16 protein-coding genes and 1 pseudogene are annotated in these 16,326 nt (G+C 64.7%); 13 read left to right on the top strand and 4 right to left on the bottom strand.

The annotated features are described in order from the left end of the window. Positions 1–262 precede the first annotated feature (262 nt). The 9 genes and pseudogenes from gyrA to ACKOED_RS04085 all read left to right on the top strand — a co-directional run bounded on the left by gyrA (position 263) and on the right by ACKOED_RS04085 (position 8,464). A pseudogene (gene gyrA / locus ACKOED_RS04125) lies at positions 263–2,980 on the top strand (DNA gyrase subunit A). Continuing rightward, positions 2,980–3,597 carry a LysE family translocator gene (locus ACKOED_RS04120; RefSeq protein ID WP_408915307.1) on the top strand — a complete coding sequence of 206 codons (618 nt, stop codon included), beginning with the start codon at positions 2,980–2,982 and terminating at the stop codon, positions 3,595–3,597. The pseudogene gyrA and the gene ACKOED_RS04120 overlap by 1 nt, the downstream one beginning before the upstream one ends. Then, a complete protein-coding gene (locus ACKOED_RS04115; protein ID WP_408915305.1) occupies positions 3,594–4,205 on the top strand; it encodes a LysE family translocator in 612 nt (203 codons plus the stop codon). The genes ACKOED_RS04120 and ACKOED_RS04115 overlap by 4 nt, the downstream gene beginning before the upstream one ends. A 1-nt stretch (position 4,206) precedes the next feature. Next, positions 4,207–4,713, top strand: coding sequence for a pantetheine-phosphate adenylyltransferase (gene coaD / locus ACKOED_RS04110; RefSeq protein WP_408915304.1), 507 nt, complete (start codon positions 4,207–4,209; stop codon positions 4,711–4,713). A 51-nt stretch (positions 4,714–4,764) separates the two neighbouring features. Next, the gene (locus tag ACKOED_RS04105) at positions 4,765–5,277 is read left to right on the top strand and encodes a peptidylprolyl isomerase (RefSeq protein ID WP_408915303.1); all 513 of its coding nucleotides are present in this window, start codon (positions 4,765–4,767) and stop codon (positions 5,275–5,277) included. A gap of 1 nt (position 5,278) precedes the next feature. Then, positions 5,279–5,800 (top strand): peptidylprolyl isomerase, encoded by a 522-nt coding sequence (locus ACKOED_RS04100; protein ID WP_408915302.1) that lies wholly within the window; start codon positions 5,279–5,281, stop codon positions 5,798–5,800. Between the two features lie 28 nt (positions 5,801–5,828). Continuing rightward, positions 5,829–6,872 (top strand): tRNA preQ1(34) S-adenosylmethionine ribosyltransferase-isomerase QueA, encoded by a 1,044-nt coding sequence (gene queA, locus ACKOED_RS04095; RefSeq protein WP_408915301.1) that lies wholly within the window; start codon positions 5,829–5,831, stop codon positions 6,870–6,872. Continuing rightward, entirely contained in the window at positions 6,869–7,993 is a 1,125-nt protein-coding gene (tgt, locus tag ACKOED_RS04090; RefSeq protein ID WP_408915300.1) for a tRNA guanosine(34) transglycosylase Tgt, read from the top strand. Before queA ends, tgt begins: the two co-directional genes overlap by 4 nt. Positions 7,994–8,017: 24 nt before the next feature. After that, entirely contained in the window at positions 8,018–8,464 is a 447-nt protein-coding gene (locus ACKOED_RS04085) for a CoxG family protein (protein ID WP_408915299.1), read from the top strand. A gap of 1 nt (position 8,465) precedes the next feature. On the opposite strand, the gene ACKOED_RS04080 is transcribed toward ACKOED_RS04085, so the two are convergent. The 4 genes from ACKOED_RS04080 to ACKOED_RS04065 form a co-directional block, all read right to left on the bottom strand. Beyond that, positions 8,466–9,281, bottom strand: a complete 816-nt coding sequence (locus ACKOED_RS04080; protein ID WP_408915298.1) for an ABC transporter permease — start codon at positions 9,279–9,281, stop codon at positions 8,466–8,468. Next, positions 9,271–10,176 carry an ABC transporter permease gene (locus ACKOED_RS04075; RefSeq protein ID WP_408915306.1) on the bottom strand — a complete coding sequence of 302 codons (906 nt, stop codon included), beginning with the start codon at positions 10,174–10,176 and terminating at the stop codon, positions 9,271–9,273. The genes ACKOED_RS04080 and ACKOED_RS04075 overlap by 11 nt, the downstream gene beginning before the upstream one ends. A gap of 23 nt (positions 10,177–10,199) precedes the next feature. Beyond that, the gene (locus ACKOED_RS04070) at positions 10,200–11,213 is read right to left on the bottom strand and encodes an ABC transporter ATP-binding protein (RefSeq protein ID WP_408915297.1); all 1,014 of its coding nucleotides are present in this window, start codon (positions 11,211–11,213) and stop codon (positions 10,200–10,202) included. Between the two features lie 108 nt (positions 11,214–11,321). Next, positions 11,322–12,482 (bottom strand): ABC transporter substrate-binding protein, encoded by a 1,161-nt coding sequence (locus ACKOED_RS04065; protein ID WP_408915296.1) that lies wholly within the window; start codon positions 12,480–12,482, stop codon positions 11,322–11,324. 114 nt (positions 12,483–12,596) lie between these two features. Here ACKOED_RS04065 and ACKOED_RS04060 point away from each other — a divergent pair, with 114 nt between their 5' ends. From ACKOED_RS04060 to ACKOED_RS04045, 4 genes are all read left to right on the top strand, one after another. Beyond that, positions 12,597–13,925, top strand: coding sequence for an 8-oxoguanine deaminase (locus ACKOED_RS04060; protein WP_408915295.1), 1,329 nt, complete (start codon positions 12,597–12,599; stop codon positions 13,923–13,925). A gap of 11 nt (positions 13,926–13,936) precedes the next feature. Then, on the top strand, positions 13,937–14,746 hold the full coding sequence (locus ACKOED_RS04055; protein ID WP_408915294.1) for an alpha/beta hydrolase: 810 nt from the start codon (positions 13,937–13,939) through the stop codon (positions 14,744–14,746). A gap of 109 nt (positions 14,747–14,855) precedes the next feature. Then, complete coding sequence (clpS, locus tag ACKOED_RS04050) at positions 14,856–15,179, top strand: ATP-dependent Clp protease adapter ClpS (protein WP_408915293.1); 324 nt, start codon at positions 14,856–14,858, stop codon at positions 15,177–15,179. 4 nt (positions 15,180–15,183) lie between these two features. Next, on the top strand, positions 15,184–16,326 hold a 1,143-nt coding region (locus ACKOED_RS04045), incomplete at its 3' end, for an AAA family ATPase (protein WP_408915292.1).

Genomic DNA, 16,326 nt, shown 5'->3' with positions numbered 1-16,326 from the left:
GTCTATCCCCCGGCGGACGGGTTCACCGTACTCGCCGTATCTCCGGATGCGAAGGCACTTCCCGGGGCCTGTGTGATCAAGACGCCCGCCGAAGCTGTCCGCTGCCGGTAGGAGCCGCTCGAATCTCCGGTTTTCCGCCGGAAAATCAACCGCTTTTGATTGTTTAAGCGGGGGTAACAGCCTACATTATTGGAGTTGCCGAATCGGTGCCTCACGGGGTGCTGTCTAGGCGGCTTCACCCGGGCTGTTTGCAAGGTTTTACGTGGCCGATACCGACGACCAGAAGGGCGTAATCCCGCCCGCCAATCCGTCCGAGATCTCGCCCATCTCCATCGAGGAGGAGATGCGCAAGAGCTATCTCGATTACGCGATGAGCGTGATCGTCAGCCGCGCGCTGCCGGATGTGCGCGACGGGCTCAAGCCCGTGCACCGCCGCATCCTGTTCTCGATGCATGAGAACGGCTATGACTGGAACAAGCCCTACCGCAAGTCCGCCCGCATCGTCGGCGATGTCATCGGTAAGTACCACCCGCACGGGGACCAATCGATCTATGACGCGCTGGTGCGCATGGCGCAGGAGTTCTCGCTGCGCCTGCCGCTGATCGACGGGCAGGGCAATTTCGGCTCGGTCGACGGCGATCCGCCGGCGGCCATGCGCTACACCGAGTCCCGCATGGCCAAGGTGGCGCATGCGCTGCTTGAGGATATCGACAAGGACACCGTCGAGTTCCAGCCCAACTATGACAATTCCGAGCGCGAGCCCACCGTGCTGCCGGCGCGCTTTCCCAACCTCCTGGTCAATGGCTCGGGCGGCATCGCGGTGGGCATGGCCACCAACATGGCGCCGCATAATCTGGGCGAGGTGATCGACGCCTGCATCGCGGTCATCGACAATCCGGCGATCGCCATCGATGACCTGATCGACATCGTGCCGGGCCCGGATTTTCCGACCGGCGGGCTGATCCTCGGCCGCGTTGGCATCAAATCCGCCGCTCATACCGGGCGCGGCTCGGTGGTGATGCGCGCCCGGGTGGCGGTGGAGGAAATCCGGAAAGAACGCGAGGCGCTGATCGTCACCGAAATCCCCTAGCAGGTGAACAAGGCGCAGATGATCGAGCGCATCGCCGAGCTGGTGCGCGACAAGAAGCTCGAAGGCATTTCCGACATCCGTGACGAGTCAGACCGCCAGGGCATGCGCGTGGTGATCGAGCTGAAGCGCGACGCCATGGCGGACATCGTGCTGAACCAGCTTTACCGGTTCACGCCGCTGCAATCGACCTTCGGGATCAACAATGTCTGCCTCACCGGCGGCCGCCCGGAGCTGATGAACCTCAAGGACCTGCTGCAGGCCTTCATCGCCTTCCGCGAGGAGGTGGTCACCCGGCGCAGCAAGTTCCTGCTGACCAAGGCGCGCGACCGGGCGCACATCCTCGTCGGTCTCGCCATCGCGGTGGCCAATATCGATGCGGTGATCGCGCTGATCCGCGGCGCCAGGGATGCCGCGGAGGCCCGCGAGGCGCTGATGGGGCGTGACTGGCCGGCGCGCGACATGGCGCCGCTCATCGCGCTCATCGCCGACCCGCGCCACGGCCTCACCCCCGAGGGCGCCTACCGCCTCTCGGACGAGCAGGCGCGCGCCATACTCGATCTGCGCCTGCAGCGGCTCACCGCGCTGGGCCGTGACGAGATCGCCGAGGAGCTCCAGAAGCTCGCCACCGAAATCGCCGATTACCTGGCGATCCTGCGCTCGCGCCAGCGGGTGATGGACATCATCAAGGGCGAGCTTTCCGCCATCCGGCAGGAATTCGCCACGCCGCGGCGCACCGAGATCGTCGAGAACGAGGGCGAGGTCGAGGACGAGGACCTGATCCAGCGCGAGGACATGGTGGTGACCGTGAGCCATGCGGGCTACGTCAAGCGCGTGCCGCTCTCCGCCTACCGGGCCCAGAAGCGCGGCGGCAAGGGCCGCTCCGGGATGGGCACCAAGGAGGAGGATTTCGTCACCAAGCTGTTCGTGGCCAGCACCCATACGCCGATCCTGTTCTTCTCGTCCGCCGGCATGGTCTACCGGCTCAAGACCTGGCGGCTGCCGGTTGGCAATCCGCAATCGCGCGGCAAGGCGCTGATCAATCTCCTGCCGCTGGAGGCGGGCGAGCGCATCACCACGATCCTGCCGATGCCGGAGGATGCGGCCAGTGCCGCTGGCCAGAATCTGATGTTCGCCACGTGCTCCGGCACGGTGCGGCGCAACGAGATTTCGGATTTCGAGCAGATCAACCGGGCGGGCAAGATCGCCATGAAGCTTGACGAGGGTGACATGATCGCCGGTGTCGAGATCTGCACCAGCGCCGACGACGTGCAGCTCACCACCGCCCAGGGCCAGTGCATCCGCTTTCCGGTCGAGGAGGTGCGGGTGTTCAAGGGCCGCGACTCGACCGGCGTGCGCGGCATCAGGCTGGAGGCGGGCGACCGGCTGATCTCCATGTCGATCCTGCGCCATGTCGAGGCGACGGCGGACGAGCGCGCGGCCTACCTCAAGATGACGCGCGCCATGGCGGGCGAGGACGTGGAGCCCGCCGCCGCCGCCGCCGATGAGGAAGCAACCGCCGAAACGACCATCACCCAGGAGCGCTATGTGGAGATGGGGGCCAGCGAACAGGTGATCCTCACCGTCTCGGCCAATGGCTATGGCAAGCGAACCTCGTCCTATGAATACCGGATCACCGGGCGCGGCGGCAAAGGTATCGTCGCCATGGCGGTGAACGACCGCAACGGACCGCTGGTGGCGAGCTTCCCCGTCGAGGACGGCGACCAGATCATGCTGGTCACCGACGGCGGCCAGCTGATCCGCACCCATGTGAGCGACATCGGCAAGAAGGGCCGCGCCACCCAGGGCGTCATCATCATCGATGTGGCCGCGGGCGAGCATGTGGTGTCGGTCGAGCATATCACCGAGGAGGAGGAGCCGGGCGAGCCGTGATGGCGCCCGGCATGCTGCTGGCCTTCGCGGGGGCCTGCGCGCTGCTGTTCCTCAAGCCCGGCCCCGCCATGTCGGTGATCGTCGCCAATTCCGTTGGCTATGGGGTGCGCGGCGGCCTTGTTTCGGTGGCGGGCAACGTCACTGGCTTCATTCTGCTGCTGGCCGTCGTGGGACTTGGCCTGTCATGGATCGCCGCCACCATGCAGGCGTGGTTCGACTGGATCAGGCTGGGTGGCGCCGTCTACCTCGCCTGGCTGGGGTTGAGCCGGCTGCGCAATGCCGGGCGGGCAGCCTCCTATGGCGAGAACCCGACCGGGGAGCTGTTCCGGGACGGTTTCGTGGTGGCGGTGGCGAACCCGGAGGTGCTGCTGTTCCTCGCCGCCTTCCTGCCGCCCTTCGTCGACCCGCGGAGCCCGGCTGGCCCGCAGATTTTTGCGCTCGCCGTGGTGTTCGTGCTGATCAGCGCCATTGCCGGCGCGCTGCTGGCGGTGCTGGCCGGCCAGGCGCGCCAGTTCCTGTCCGGCGGCAGGCTCAAATACATCGACTATCTCTCCGGGGGCTTGCTAGTAGTGGCTGGCCTGTGGCTAGGATGGCCCAGCCTGGAGATGCTGTTGTGACCCTGGAGTCCTATCTCGCCTTTTCCGCCGCCGCCACCGCGCTTGCGCTGGTGCCGGGCCCCACGATCACGGTGATCGTGGCCAATAGCCTTCGTTATGGCCACCGCGCCGGGCTCATGAACGTGATCGGCACCCAGGCGGGTTTCGTGATCTGGCTGGCCATCGCGGCGCTGGGGCTGGGTGCCGCCATCCAGGTGATGGGCCTGTGGTTCGACGTGTTGCGCTATGCGGGGGCGGCCTATCTCATCTGGCTCGCCGTCAAGCTGTTCCGGTCCAGGGGCGATCTCGCCGTGGCGGTGGACAGGGCGCGGCCGCATGGCAGCTTTTTCCTGCAGGGCTTCATCGTGATCATGTCCAACCCCAAGATGCTGGTGCTGTTTGGCGCCATGATCCCGCCCTTCATTACGTCGGGCAGCGAGCCCGTGCGGCAGATCCTGCTCCTGGGCGGCACCTTCATGGCGATCGCCGCGGCGGGCGATTGCGCCTATGCGTTGCTGGCCGGCAAGGCGGGATCGTTTCTGTCGCGCTCGCGCATCCGGGCGCTGGAGATCATCAGCGGCTGCTTTCTCATGGGGGGCGGCATCTGGATGGCATTGAGGGGGCGCTGACATGGCACGCACGGGATTCTATCCGGGGTCTTTCGACCCGGTCACCTATGGCCATCTCGACATCATCGCCCGCGCCGCGCGCTTCGTCGACCGGCTGGTGCTGGGGGTGGGTGTGCATCACGGCAAGCAGGCGCTGATCGCGGCGGAAACACGGATGAGCCTGCTCGACACCGTCACCCGCCCAATCGCCGCCCACACCGGGGTGGTGATCGAGGTGGCGAGCTTCGACGGGCTGGCGGTGGACGCGGCGCGCCGCCACCGGGCGGGCCTCATCGTGCGCGGCCTGCGCGATGCGACGGATTTCGATTATGAGGTGCAAATGAGCCAGATGAACGGCGCCATGGCGCCCGACATCGAGACGGTGTTCCTCGCGGCTTCGCCCGCCACCCGCATGATCGCCTCCTCGCTGGTGAAGCAGATCGCGAGGATGGGCGGCGACATCACGCTGTTCATCCCCAAGGAGGCGCAGGCCGTGATGGCGGAAGCGCTGGCCAAGCCATCGCATTGACATTTACCCGCCGGAGCGTCAGGAACGGCGCCATCAACAACAGGAGTTCGCATGATCAGGAAACTGGCCCTGGCCGCGCTGGCCGCTGGCCTTCTCGCAAGCCCGGCTCTGGCGGCAGAGAAAATCAACGTGGAAACCAGCATGGGCTGCTCATTCGACATCACGCTGCGGCCTGACCTGGCGCCGAACCACGTGAAGCAGATCACCAAGCTGGCGAAGTCCGGCTTCTATGACGGCATCGTGTTCCACCGGGTGATCGACGGGTTCATGGCGCAGACCGGCGACCCGACCGGCACCGGCATGGGCGGCTCGCAGGAGCCTGACGTCAAGGCCGAATTCACGCCCGAGCCTTACCGGCGCGGCACCGTGGGCATGGCGCGGTCGCAAAACCCTGACTCCGGCAACAGCCAGTTCTTCATCATGTTCGCCGACGGCGACTTCCTCAACGGCCAGTATACGGTGTGGGGCCAGGTCGATGACAAGGGCATGGCCTGCGTCGACAAGATCGCCCGCGGCGAGCCGCCGGCCAACCCGGACAAGATGGTGAAAGTGACGGTGAAGTAACATGGCTGATCTCGAAAACACGCTCCTCGTCGACGTGGTGGATGCCAAGGGCAAGGCCAAGGGCCGGGTTACCATCACCCTGCGGCCGGATCTGGCGCCCACCCACGTGGCGCGCATCAAGGAACTGGCCCGCGAGGGCGCCTATGACGGTGTGGTCTTCCACCGTGTCATCGAGGGCTTCATGGCCCAGGGCGGCGATGTGCAGTATGGCAACACGACGAGTGCCGATTTCAACCCGGGCCGGGCCGGCATGGGCGGCTCGCGCAAGCCCAACCTGAAGCAGGAGTTCTCCGCCGAGCCGCATCTGCGCGGCGTCTGCTCCATGGCGCGGTCGCAGAGCCCGGACTCGGCCAACAGCCAGTTCTTCATCTGCTTCGGCGACGCCACCTTCCTCGACCGCCAATACACGGTTTGGGGCCAGGTGACGGAGGGCATGGACGTGGTCGACGGCATCAAGCGTGGCGAACCGGTGCGCGAACCGGACCGCATCGCCAAGATGCAGGTGGCGGCGGACGCGACGTAGAGGCGGACACCGCCGCAAGGCGCCCCCCATGCGCGTATCCGATTTCGATTTCGACCTGCCGCCGGAGCGCATCGCGCTGCGGCCGGTCACGCCGCGCGACTCATCAAAGCTGCTTTTGGTGCGGCCGGACGGTCTGCAAGACCATGTCTTCCGCGACCTTCCCGGCCTGCTCCGGCCGGGGGACGTGCTGGTGTTCAACAACACGCGGGTGATCCCGGCGGCCTTGCGTGGCCGCCGGGTGGGACGCGGCGGAACTGCGCCGAAAATCGAGGCGCTGTTGCATTTGCGGCTGGACGGTCAGCGCTGGAAGGCGTTCGCCAAACCGGCGAAGAAACTGCAGGCGGGCGACCGTGTGGTTTTTGAAAACAATGCCAATGCCCTGGAAGCGGTTGTTGAACAAAAAGGCGAGGCTGGCGAAGTGACCCTGAGTTTCGCCCACTCGGGCCCGGCCCTGGATGCCGCTCTGGCCGGGGTGGGCGAGGTTCCGCTGCCGCCCTACATTGCCGGCAAGCGCGGCACTGACGAGCAGGACAGGGCCGATTACCAGACGGTCTATGCCGAGAAGGAGGGCGCGGTGGCCGCTCCCACGGCTGGTCTGCACTTCACGCCGGAGTTGATGGATCGCCTGCAACAGGCTGGAATATCGCATGAATTTGTCACGTTGCATGTGGGGGCCGGCACGTTTCTGCCCGTGAAGGCGGAGGACACCAAGGACCACAAGATGCATGCCGAGTGGGGCGAAGTGACCGCCGCCACCTGCCAGCGCCTCAAGGCGGCGCGCGCCACGGGCGGGCGCATCGTGGCGGTGGGCACGACCTCGCTGCGGCTGCTCGAGAGTTCCGGCCTCGAGCCGTTCTCCGGCACCACCGACATTTTCATCACGCCGGGCTACCGGTTCCGGGCAATTGACCAGCTGATCACCAATTTCCACCTGCCGAAATCGACGCTGTTCATGCTGGTTTCGGCGTTTTCCGGGCTGGAGCGGATGCGCGAGGCCTATGCCCATGCCATCGCCCATGACTATCGGTTCTATTCCTACGGGGATTCGAGCCTGCTATTCCCGGCGCCATGACGGAGTTCGGTTTCACCTTGCGGGCGACGGACGGCGCGGCCCGGCTTGGCACGGTGCATACGCTGCATGGCGATATCCGCACCCCGGCCTTCATGCCGGTGGGCACGGTGGGGACCGTGAAGGGCCTCTATCTCGACCAGGTCGAGGGCGCGGGCGCGGACATCATCCTGGGCAATACCTACCATCTGATGCTGCGGCCCGGGGCGGAGCAGGTGGCGGCCCTGGGCGGCCTTCATCGCTTCATCGGCTGGAAAAAGCCCATCCTGACCGATTCCGGCGGGTTCCAGGTCATGTCGCTGGCCAAGATCAGGAAGATCACGGAGCAGGGCGCGGTGTTCCAGTCTCACATCGATGGCCGCCGCTATGAGCTGACCCCGGAGCGGGCGATGGAAATCCAACGGCTTCTCGGCTCCGACATTCAGATGCAGCTCGACGAATGCATCGCCTATCCGCACACCGAGACGGAGGCCGAGCGCGCCATGCGGCTCTCGCTGCGCTGGGCGGAGCGTTGCCGTGAAGCCTTCGGGCGGCAGCCGGGCCGGGGCAATTTCGGCATCGTGCAAGGCGGCATCAATCCGCGGCTGCGGCGTGAGAGTGCGGAAGGGCTCACGGCCATCGGCTTCGAGGGCTATGCCATCGGCGGCCTCGCCGTGGGCGAGGGACACCAGCTGATGCTCGAAGCCATTGAACACACCGTTCCCTACCTCCCGACGGACCGGCCGCGCTACCTGATGGGGGTGGGAACGCCGGAGGACATTCTTGAGTCGGTTGCCCGCGGCGTCGACATGTTCGATTGCGTGCTGCCCACCCGCTCCGGCCGCCATGGCCAGGCCTTCACCCGGTTCGGCAAGATCAACCTGCGCAACGCCAAACATGCGGCTGACCCGCGGCCGCTTGACCCGGAGCATCCGTGCCCGGCGCTTTCGGCCTATTCCCGCGCCTATCTCCACCACCTGATCCGGGCGGGCGAGCTGCTCGGCATGATGCTGCTCTCCTGGGCCAATATCGCCTATTATCAGACGCTGATGCAGGATATCCGCGCCGCCATCGCGGCCGGGCGGTTTGAGGATTTCCGCAATGCGACGAAGGAACAGTGGCAGCGCGGCGACATCGCCGCATAATTTCCGGCAAGCTGGGAGGACGACATGAAACTGACCGACGAGGTGATCATTCCGGTTCCGCGCCAGAAGGTGTGGGAAGCGCTGAACGACCCCGAGGTGCTGCGCCAGTGCATTCCGGGCTGCGATGAAATCGCCAGGCAATCCGATACGGAGATGGAAGCCAGGGTGACCGTGAAGATGGGCCCAGTTAAGGCCACCTTCAAAGGCCAGGTCACACTTTCCGATCTCGATCCGCCCAACGGCTACCGGATCACCGGCTCGGGCACTTCCATGATGGGCGGCGCCACGGGCAGTGCCGAGGTGCGGCTTTCGGATGTGCCGGAAGGCACCAGGCTCAGCTATGATGTCGATGCCCAGGTGACGGGAAAGATCGCAAGCCTCGCCCAGCGCTTCATCGAGCCCACGGCGCGCCAGCTCTCCGGGCAGTTCTTCGAAACCTTCGCCAGGGTGGCCGGCGGCGAGACGGCCTGACCTATTTTCCGGCCCCGCCGGTGTGCTCGCCCTCGCGCGTCAGGTAATAGGCGGCGAGGATGGGAACGAAGGTCACGACGATCACGAAGATGGCCACCACATTGGTGATCGGCCGCTGGCGCGGGCGGATCAGCTCGTTCAGCATCCAGATCGGAAGGGTGGACTGCTGGCCCGCCGTGAAGGTGGTGACGATCACCTCGTCGAAGGACAGCGCGAAGGCCAGCATGCCGCCCGCCAGCAGCGCCGAGCCGATCTGCGGCAGCACCACATAACGGAAGGTCTGGAAGCCGTCGGCGCCCAAGTCCATCGAGGCCTCGATCATGCTGCCCGCGGTGCGCCGGAAGCGGGCCAGCGCATTGTTGTAGACGACGACGATGCAGAAGGTGGCGTGGCCCAGCACGATGGTCCAGGTGGAAAACGGAATATCCATCACGCTGAAGGCCGAGCGCAGCGAAATCCCCGTGATGATGCCGGGAAGTGCTATTGGCAGGATGAACAAGAGCGAAATGTAGTCGCGCCCGAAGAACCGGGCGCGCGACACGGCCGCGGCGGCACAGGTGCCCAGCACCAGGGCGATGAGCGTGGCGATGGCCGCCACCTTGAGCGACAGCCAGATCGCATCCCAGATGTCCTGCCGCTCCCAGACCACGGAGAACCATTTGAGCGTGAAGCCGGGCGGCGGAAAAGCGTAGCTCTTCTCCTCGGTGGTGAAGGCATAGACGAAAATGAGCAGCAGCGGCAGATGCAGGAACAGAAGCCCGCCGATGGCCGCGATGCTCAAGCCCAGCGGTGGCCGGATGCCGTGGTCAGAGCGCATCGAAGGCCCCCATGCGCTTGGCGACGCTCAGATAGATCAGCATCATCACGATCGGCACCACGGTGAAGGCGGCAGCAAGCGGAATGTTGCCCGCCGTTCCCTGCAGCGTGTAGACCGCCTGGCCAAGGAAGAAGCTGGAATTGCCGACGATCTGCGGGATGATGTAGTCGCCCAGCGTCAGCGAGAAGGTGAAGATCGAGCCCGCGATGATGCCCGGCAGCGCCAGCGGCAGGATCACCGTGCGGAACGTCTGGCCGGGCGCGGCGCCAAGGTCGGCGGAGGCTTCAAGCAGGTTGGAGGGCACCCGCTCAAGCGCCGCCTGGGTGGGCAGGATCATGAACGGCAGCCAGACATAGCAGAACACCAGAAAGGTTCCGATGTAGCTGAATGACAGCGACGGACCGCCGATCACCGGAAGGGCCAGCACCGCATCAAGCAGCCAGGTGAGGTGGGTCTGTTCGGCGAGCCAGCTCACAATGCCTTCCTTGGCGAGGATCAGCTTCCAGGCATAAATCTTCACCAGATAGCTGGACCACAACGGCAGCATGATCAGAAGATAGAACAATGCCTTCCATTGCCCCCTGGCGTAGCGCGCGGCGTAATAGGAAACCGGGAACGCGATCACCGCGCAGGCGATGGTGACGAGCGCCGACATCACCAGCGAGCGGATGATCACATCAAGATTGGAAAGCCTGAGCAGCTCGCCATAGGTCGAGAGCGTGAACTCATAGACGATGAAGCCGGAAAACTCGTCGATCGAATAGAAGCTGTGCAGCAGCAGCGCCAGCAAAGCACCGAGATAGACGATGCCGAGCCACAACAGCGGCGGAATCAGCAGCAACAGCGTGAGCAGGGCGGGGCGGCGGACGAAGACGTCCGAGAGGTGGCGGAACATGCCGCCGTTCAGGGTCGCGGCGCTCAATCCTCGCCCTCCATCACATGCACGGACGCGGGGTCCCAGTGCAGGACAAGGCTTTCGCCCTCGCGGAATTTCCCGGCTGCGGAGGCGGTGGTGACAGTGAGCGCCACGCCGTTGCCGGTCAGCGTATTCAGCCGCGTGACCGCGCCCTGATAGTGAACCGCCTTGACGGTCACCGATGCATGGTGACGGCCATGCGGCGCCTGGCCCCCGTGGAGGATCGCGATCTTCTCGGGCCGGAGACTTGCCCAGCGCCGAGGGCTGCCCGTTGCCTTTGCGAAGTCCGGCGTCAGCACATTGGAGGAGCCGACAAAATCAGCGACGAAACGGGTCTCCGGCCGTTCATAGATGGCTTCCGGCGTGCCCACCTGGGCGATTTTGCCTTCGTTGAAGATCGCCACCCGGTCAGCCATCGAGAGCGCCTCACCCTGGTCATGGGTGACGAACACGAAGGTGATGCCGAGGTTGCGCTGCAGCGTTTTCAGTTCCACCTGCATCTGCTCGCGGAGTTTCAGGTCGAGCGCGCCCAGGGGCTCGTCGAGCAGCAGCACCTTGGGCTGATTGACGAGCGCGCGGGCCAGCGCCACGCGTTGCCGCTGTCCCCCTGAAAGCTGGGATGGCCGCCGCTCGCCGAAGCCTGGCAGCGCGACGAGATCCAAGGCTCTCGCGGCCTCGGTTGTGCGGCGGTCACGGTCGATCCCTTTCACCATCAGGCCATAGGCAACATTCTCCAGCACAGTCATGTGCGGAAACAGCGCATAGTCCTGAAACACCGTGTTGACGTTGCGCCGGTAGGGCGGAACCCCTTCCGCCGTGTCGCCAAATATCTCGATGTGGCCCGAGGTGGGCTGCTCGAAACCGGCGATCAGCCTGAGGCAGGTTGTCTTGCCGGAGCCGGACGGACCCAGCAGGGCGAAAAATTCACCCTCTCCGATGTCGAGTGTCACGTCATCCACGGCGCGGACGCTGCCGAAATGGCGTCTGACATGCTGAAAACGGACGGCGATTGTCATGATGTCTCCAACTGCCCGCGCCGCGCGAGAGAGCGGAGGGCAGGGTGGCTTACAACAATCCCCGGGGACTGGCCCCGGGGACAGAAACCCTTACGGAAAAGGGCCGGATCAGCGGCCGCCCATGACGGCGATCATGTCGGTGACCCAGCGATAATAGGGCACGCAGCCAGCCGACTGGCTTTCGCACTTCGCCACCGGCGTGCGCCAGAAGTGGATCCTGTCGAAATTGTTGATGCCGTTGGTCTCGCAGCCCTTCTCGCCGAGCAGGGGATTGCCCTGGCAGGCGGCGGGAACGGCTGGCACCGAACCGAACCACGCCGCCAGGTCGCCCTGGAGCTTGGGGTTGATCGAGTGCTCGAGCCACATATAGGCGCAGTTGGGATGCGCCGCCTCGGCATGCATCATCGTGGTGTCGGCCCAGCCGGTGGCGCCCTCCTGGGGAATGGTCGAGGCGATCGGCTGCTTATCCGCCTGCAGCAGGTTGACCTGGAACGGCCAGGACGAGGAGGCGACGACGCCTTCATTCTTGAAGTCGTCGATCTGCATGAAGGCGTCATGCCAGTAGCGGCCGACCAGCGGCCGCTGGACGCGCAGGAGATTGAGGGCGGCCTTGTATTGGTCCTCGTTCAGCTCATAGGGGTCCTTGATGCCCAGCTCCGGCTTGGTGGCCATCAGATAGAGCGCCGCATCGGCGATGTAGATCGGCCCGTCGAAGGCCTGGATGCGGCCTTTGTTCGACTTGCCGTCCGGCAGCGTCTGCTCCTCGAACACCACCGACCAGCTCTTGGGCGCTTCCTTGAACACATTGGTGTTATAGGCGAGGACGTTAGCCCCCCACTGGTAGGGAACGCCGTAATGTACGCCGTTCACCGTATGCCAGGGTGCCTTCTGCAGGCGCTCGTCGACGGTCTTGAAGGAGGGAATGAGGTCAATGTTGATCGGCTGCACCCGCTTGCCGGAGATGAGGCGCAGTGACGCATCGCCCGAAGCGGTGACGAGGTCGAAGCCGCCTTCGTTCATCAGCGCCACCATTTCATCCGAGGTGCCGGCGGTCTTGATGTTGACCTTGCACTGGGTCTTTTTCTCGAAGTCCGTCACCCAGTCGAAATTCTTGTCGGTTTCGCCGCGTTCGATATAGCCCGGCCATGCCACGATATCGACCTGGCCTTCGCCAGGACCGATCTCCTTCTTCATCTCCTGCGCCATGCCGATGCCGGTGGCGGCGGCGAGGGCGGCAAGCGAGGCAATCGCTGTCTTCACGAAAGTCATGATATGCTGTCTCCCTGAAGGGCCGTCTCCCGGCATGCCTACTTGGCAGAACCCGCCGGCCCGTGCCATGCATTGTGGACCGAACCTACGGACAGTTTCAACCCCGCATCCGCCATGACCAGCATCTGGATAAAATCGCCGCTTGCCGTGCTGGCCCATGCCCCGGCGGGAATCGTGGTGCGCGACGGGCGCATCGCCGAGATGTTGTCTGGCGGGCAGCAGCCTTCCGCAACCGTGGATGAGGTTTTCGATGCCTCGCGCCATGTGGTGCTGCCGGGTCTCGTCAATACGCACCATCATTTCTACCAGACGCTGACCCGCGCTCACCCGGAGGCCATCAACAAGAAGCTCTTTGACTGGCTGGTGGCGCTCTACCCGATCTGGGCGCGGCTCACGCCGGAGGGGTTGCGTCTCGCCACCCGGCTGGCGCTCACTGAACTCCTCATGTCGGGCGTCACGACCACCTCGGATCACCACTATCTCTTTCCGGCCGGCCTTGATGAGGCGATGGACATCCAGGTCGAGGAGGCCCGCCGGCTGGGCATGCGGATGACGGTGACGCGCGGCTCCATGAACCTTTCCCGGAAAGATGGAGGCCTGCCGCCGGACAGCGTGGTCCAGGATGAAGACGACATCCTCGCCGATTGCGAGCGGGTGATCGGCCGCTACCACCAGAAAGGCGATGGCGCCATGATCCAGGTGGCGCTGGCGCCGTGTTCGCCATTTACTGTCACGCGATCGCTGATGTGCGCCTGCGGCGCGCTGGCTGAAAAGCATGATTGCCGCCTTCACACCCATCTGGCCGAGACCGAGGATGAAGACCGGTTCTGCCGCGCCATGTTCGGCATGAGCCCGCTCGACTATCTGGAAGATACCGGCTGGCTGGGACCGAGGACCTGGCTTGCCCACGGCATTCATTTCTCGGACAGCGATGTCGCCAGGCTCGGCCGCCACCAGGTGGGCGTCTGCCACTGCCCCACCTCGAACATGGTGCTTGCTTCGGGCCAGTGCCGGACGCGCGAACTGGAAGCGGCGGGCGCGGCCGTGGGGCTCGGCGTGGATGGATCTGCTTCCAATGATTCGTCCAACCTCATGGAAGGTGTGCGTCATGCGCTGATGATCAACCGGCTTACCTATGACGCCTCGGTCACCCATCTCGATGCCCTGCGCTGGGCCACCCAGGGCTCGGCCCGTTGCCTCGGACGCGGCGACATCGGCGAGATTGCCATCGGCAAGCAGGCCGATCTCGCCTTGTTCACGCTGGACGAGCTGCGGTTTTCCGGCGCCGGTGACCCGCTTGCCGCGCTGGTGCTGTGCGGCGCCCATCGCGCTGACCGGGTGATGATCGGCGGCGCCTGGCGGGTGATCGACGGCCAGCCCCGCGGCATCGACGTGATGGAACTCCGGGCCGCCCATGGCGCGGCGGCAAGACGCTTCCTGTAGGGGATCAGGCGATGAATCTCGCGGCTGAATACAACAACCGTGCCCTGGTGCCGGAGCACGCCGCCATCATCGCCCGCTGGCAGCAGGATGCCCGCGCATGGCGGGACGCAACGCCCCATGAGCCGGATATCGCCTATGGCGCACGCCCGCGCAGCCGCTTCGATTTCTTCCCGGCGAGCGGGCAGGGCCCCGTTGTGCTGTTCATCCATGGCGGTTACTGGCGCTCGCTCGACAAGGCGCATTTCAGCCATGTGGCGCGTGGGCCCACTGCCCACGGTCTCGACGTGGCGGTGGCCGGCTACTCGCTGTGCCCGGAGGTCGGCATCCTCGATATCATCGACGAGTTGCGGCAGTGCTGCCTGTTTCTGCGCCAGCGTTTCGGACGGCCCTTGCTGGTCACCGGCCATTCGGCTGGCGGCCACCTGGCGGCGGCGATGGCGGCCACCGATTGGCAGGCCTATGGCCAGCCGCCCGGCCTTGTTCTCTCCGGCCTCTCGATCAGCGGCCTCTTCGACCTGCGGCCGCTCATCGCCACGCCGATCAATGATGACCTGCGGCTCTCCGCCGCAACGGCGGTCGCGGCGAGCCCACTGCTCTGGCCGATGCCCAATGTCCTGAGCTTCGACAGCTGGGTGGGCGCCCGCGAAAGCCGGGAATTCCTGCGCCAGGCGCGGTCTCTGGCGGCGGCCTGGCAGGGGCTGGGACTCGATTGCCGGTATGCGGAGGTGGCGGAGGCCAATCACTTCACAATTGGCGACCGATTGTGCCAGCCGGACCACCCGATGACCCTGAGACTGCTGGCGCTCGCGGGAAAATCGTAGTTTGTTAACAGCGCTTTAGCAAAGCCCGCGCAGGCTGGCCAAAAGTCAGTGTGCGGGCCCGCGATTTACCCCTCCACAACTGACCCGAAGCAACTATATACTCGTAACGATGCCGAAGCAGCCAGTCCACAAGGAAGACAATCAGACCGGGGTGATCACCCGCACTGACGCGAAGACGAAGAAACCTTCGCTCTACAAAGTTCTGCTGCTCAACGATGATTACACGCCGATGGAATTCGTGGTCCATGTTCTGGAGCGGTTCTTCGGCAAGGGACGCGAAGAGGCAACCCGCATCATGCTGCATGTGCATCAGAAGGGTGTGGGCGTGTGCGGGGTATATACATTCGAGGTGGCCGAGACGAAAGTGACCCAGGTCATGGATTTCGCCCGGCAACACCAACATCCGCTTCAGTGCACCATGGAAAAGGAATAGGCCGATGCCGACATTCTCCCGCAGTCTTGAAAAGGCACTGCACCGGGCACTGGCCCTGGCCAATGAGCGGCGGCACGAATATGCCACGCTCGAGCACCTCCTGCTGTCCCTCACCGACGACAAGGACGCCGCCGCGGTGCTCAAGGCCTGCAACGTCGATCTCGAGGTGCTGCGCCGCAGCCTTACCAATTACATCGATACCGAACTGGGCCAGATGATAGCCGCCGAGCGTGAGGAGTCGAAACCCACCGCCGGTTTCCAGAGGGTGATCCAGCGCGCGGTGATCCATGTCCAGTCCTCGGGCCGCGAGGAAGTGACGGGGGCCAATGTGCTGGTGGCCATTTTCGCGGAGCGCGAAAGCCACGCCGCCTTCTTCCTCCAGGAACAGGACATGACGCGCTATGACGCCGTCAATTATATTTCGCATGGCATCGCCAAGCGGACCGGCCTTTCCGAGGCGCGGCCGGTGCGCGGCGTCGAGCAGGACCAGCAGGGCAATGGCGGCGCCGAGAATGAGGAGGGCGCGCCCGCTTCGCCCAAGAAGAAGGGCGAGGGCGATGCGCTCGATGCCTATTGCATCAATCTCAACAAGAAGGCTGCCGAAGGCAAGATCGACCCGCTGATCGGGCGTGAACCCGAAGTGCGACGGACGATCCAGATCCTCTGCCGCCGCCAGAAGAACAATCCGTTGTTCGTGGGCGATCCGGGCGTCGGCAAGACGGCGATCGCCGAAGGTCTGGCGCGCAAGATCATCAATGGCGATGTTCCGGATGTGCTGCAGAACTGCACCGTGTTCCAGCTTGACATGGGCGCGCTGCTGGCCGGCACCCGCTATCGCGGCGATTTCGAAGAACGCCTCAAGGCGGTGGTGACTGAATTGGAAGCCCAGCCCGGTTCCGTGCTGTTCATTGATGAAATCCATACCGTGATCGGCGCGGGGGCAACTTCCGGCGGCGCGATGGATGCTTCCAACCTGCTGAAGCCCGCCTTGGCGCAGGGCACCATTCGTTGCATTGGTTCCACCACCTATAAGGAATTCCGCACGCATTGTGAGAAAGACCGCGCCTTGGTGCGGCGCTTCCAGAAGATTGATGTGAATGAACCATCGGTCGAAGATGCGGTGAAGATCCTGCAGGGTCTCAAGACC

This window comes from Aestuariivirga sp. (assembly GCF_046093005.1).
Lineage (GTDB): Bacteria > Pseudomonadota > Alphaproteobacteria > Rhizobiales > Aestuariivirgaceae > Aestuariivirga.
This window is presented reverse-complemented; position numbering and strand designations above follow the sequence as displayed.

Excerpts from the sequence above, each read along its gene's own strand:
- ACKOED_RS04060 (WP_408915295.1), top strand. The coding sequence starts at position 12,597 with ATGACCAGCATCTGGATAAAATCGCCGCTTGCCGTGCTGGCCCATGCC.
- ACKOED_RS04080 (WP_408915298.1), bottom strand. The coding sequence starts at position 9,281 with ATGCGCTCTGACCACGGCATCCGGCCACCGCTGGGCTTGAGCATCGCG.
- tgt (WP_408915300.1), top strand. The coding sequence starts at position 6,869 with ATGACGGAGTTCGGTTTCACCTTGCGGGCGACGGACGGCGCGGCCCGG.
- ACKOED_RS04055 (WP_408915294.1), top strand. The coding sequence starts at position 13,937 with ATGAATCTCGCGGCTGAATACAACAACCGTGCCCTGGTGCCGGAGCAC.
- ACKOED_RS04105 (WP_408915303.1), top strand. The coding sequence starts at position 4,765 with ATGATCAGGAAACTGGCCCTGGCCGCGCTGGCCGCTGGCCTTCTCGCA.
- ACKOED_RS04120 (WP_408915307.1), top strand. The coding sequence starts at position 2,980 with ATGGCGCCCGGCATGCTGCTGGCCTTCGCGGGGGCCTGCGCGCTGCTG.
- ACKOED_RS04070 (WP_408915297.1), bottom strand. The coding sequence starts at position 11,213 with ATGACAATCGCCGTCCGTTTTCAGCATGTCAGACGCCATTTCGGCAGC.
- ACKOED_RS04065 (WP_408915296.1), bottom strand. The coding sequence starts at position 12,482 with ATGACTTTCGTGAAGACAGCGATTGCCTCGCTTGCCGCCCTCGCCGCC.
- queA (WP_408915301.1), top strand. The coding sequence starts at position 5,829 with ATGCGCGTATCCGATTTCGATTTCGACCTGCCGCCGGAGCGCATCGCG.
- coaD (WP_408915304.1), top strand. The coding sequence starts at position 4,207 with ATGGCACGCACGGGATTCTATCCGGGGTCTTTCGACCCGGTCACCTAT.
- ACKOED_RS04085 (WP_408915299.1), top strand. The coding sequence starts at position 8,018 with ATGAAACTGACCGACGAGGTGATCATTCCGGTTCCGCGCCAGAAGGTG.
- ACKOED_RS04075 (WP_408915306.1), bottom strand. The coding sequence starts at position 10,176 with ATGTTCCGCCACCTCTCGGACGTCTTCGTCCGCCGCCCCGCCCTGCTC.
- ACKOED_RS04100 (WP_408915302.1), top strand. The coding sequence starts at position 5,279 with ATGGCTGATCTCGAAAACACGCTCCTCGTCGACGTGGTGGATGCCAAG.
- clpS (WP_408915293.1), top strand. The coding sequence starts at position 14,856 with ATGCCGAAGCAGCCAGTCCACAAGGAAGACAATCAGACCGGGGTGATC.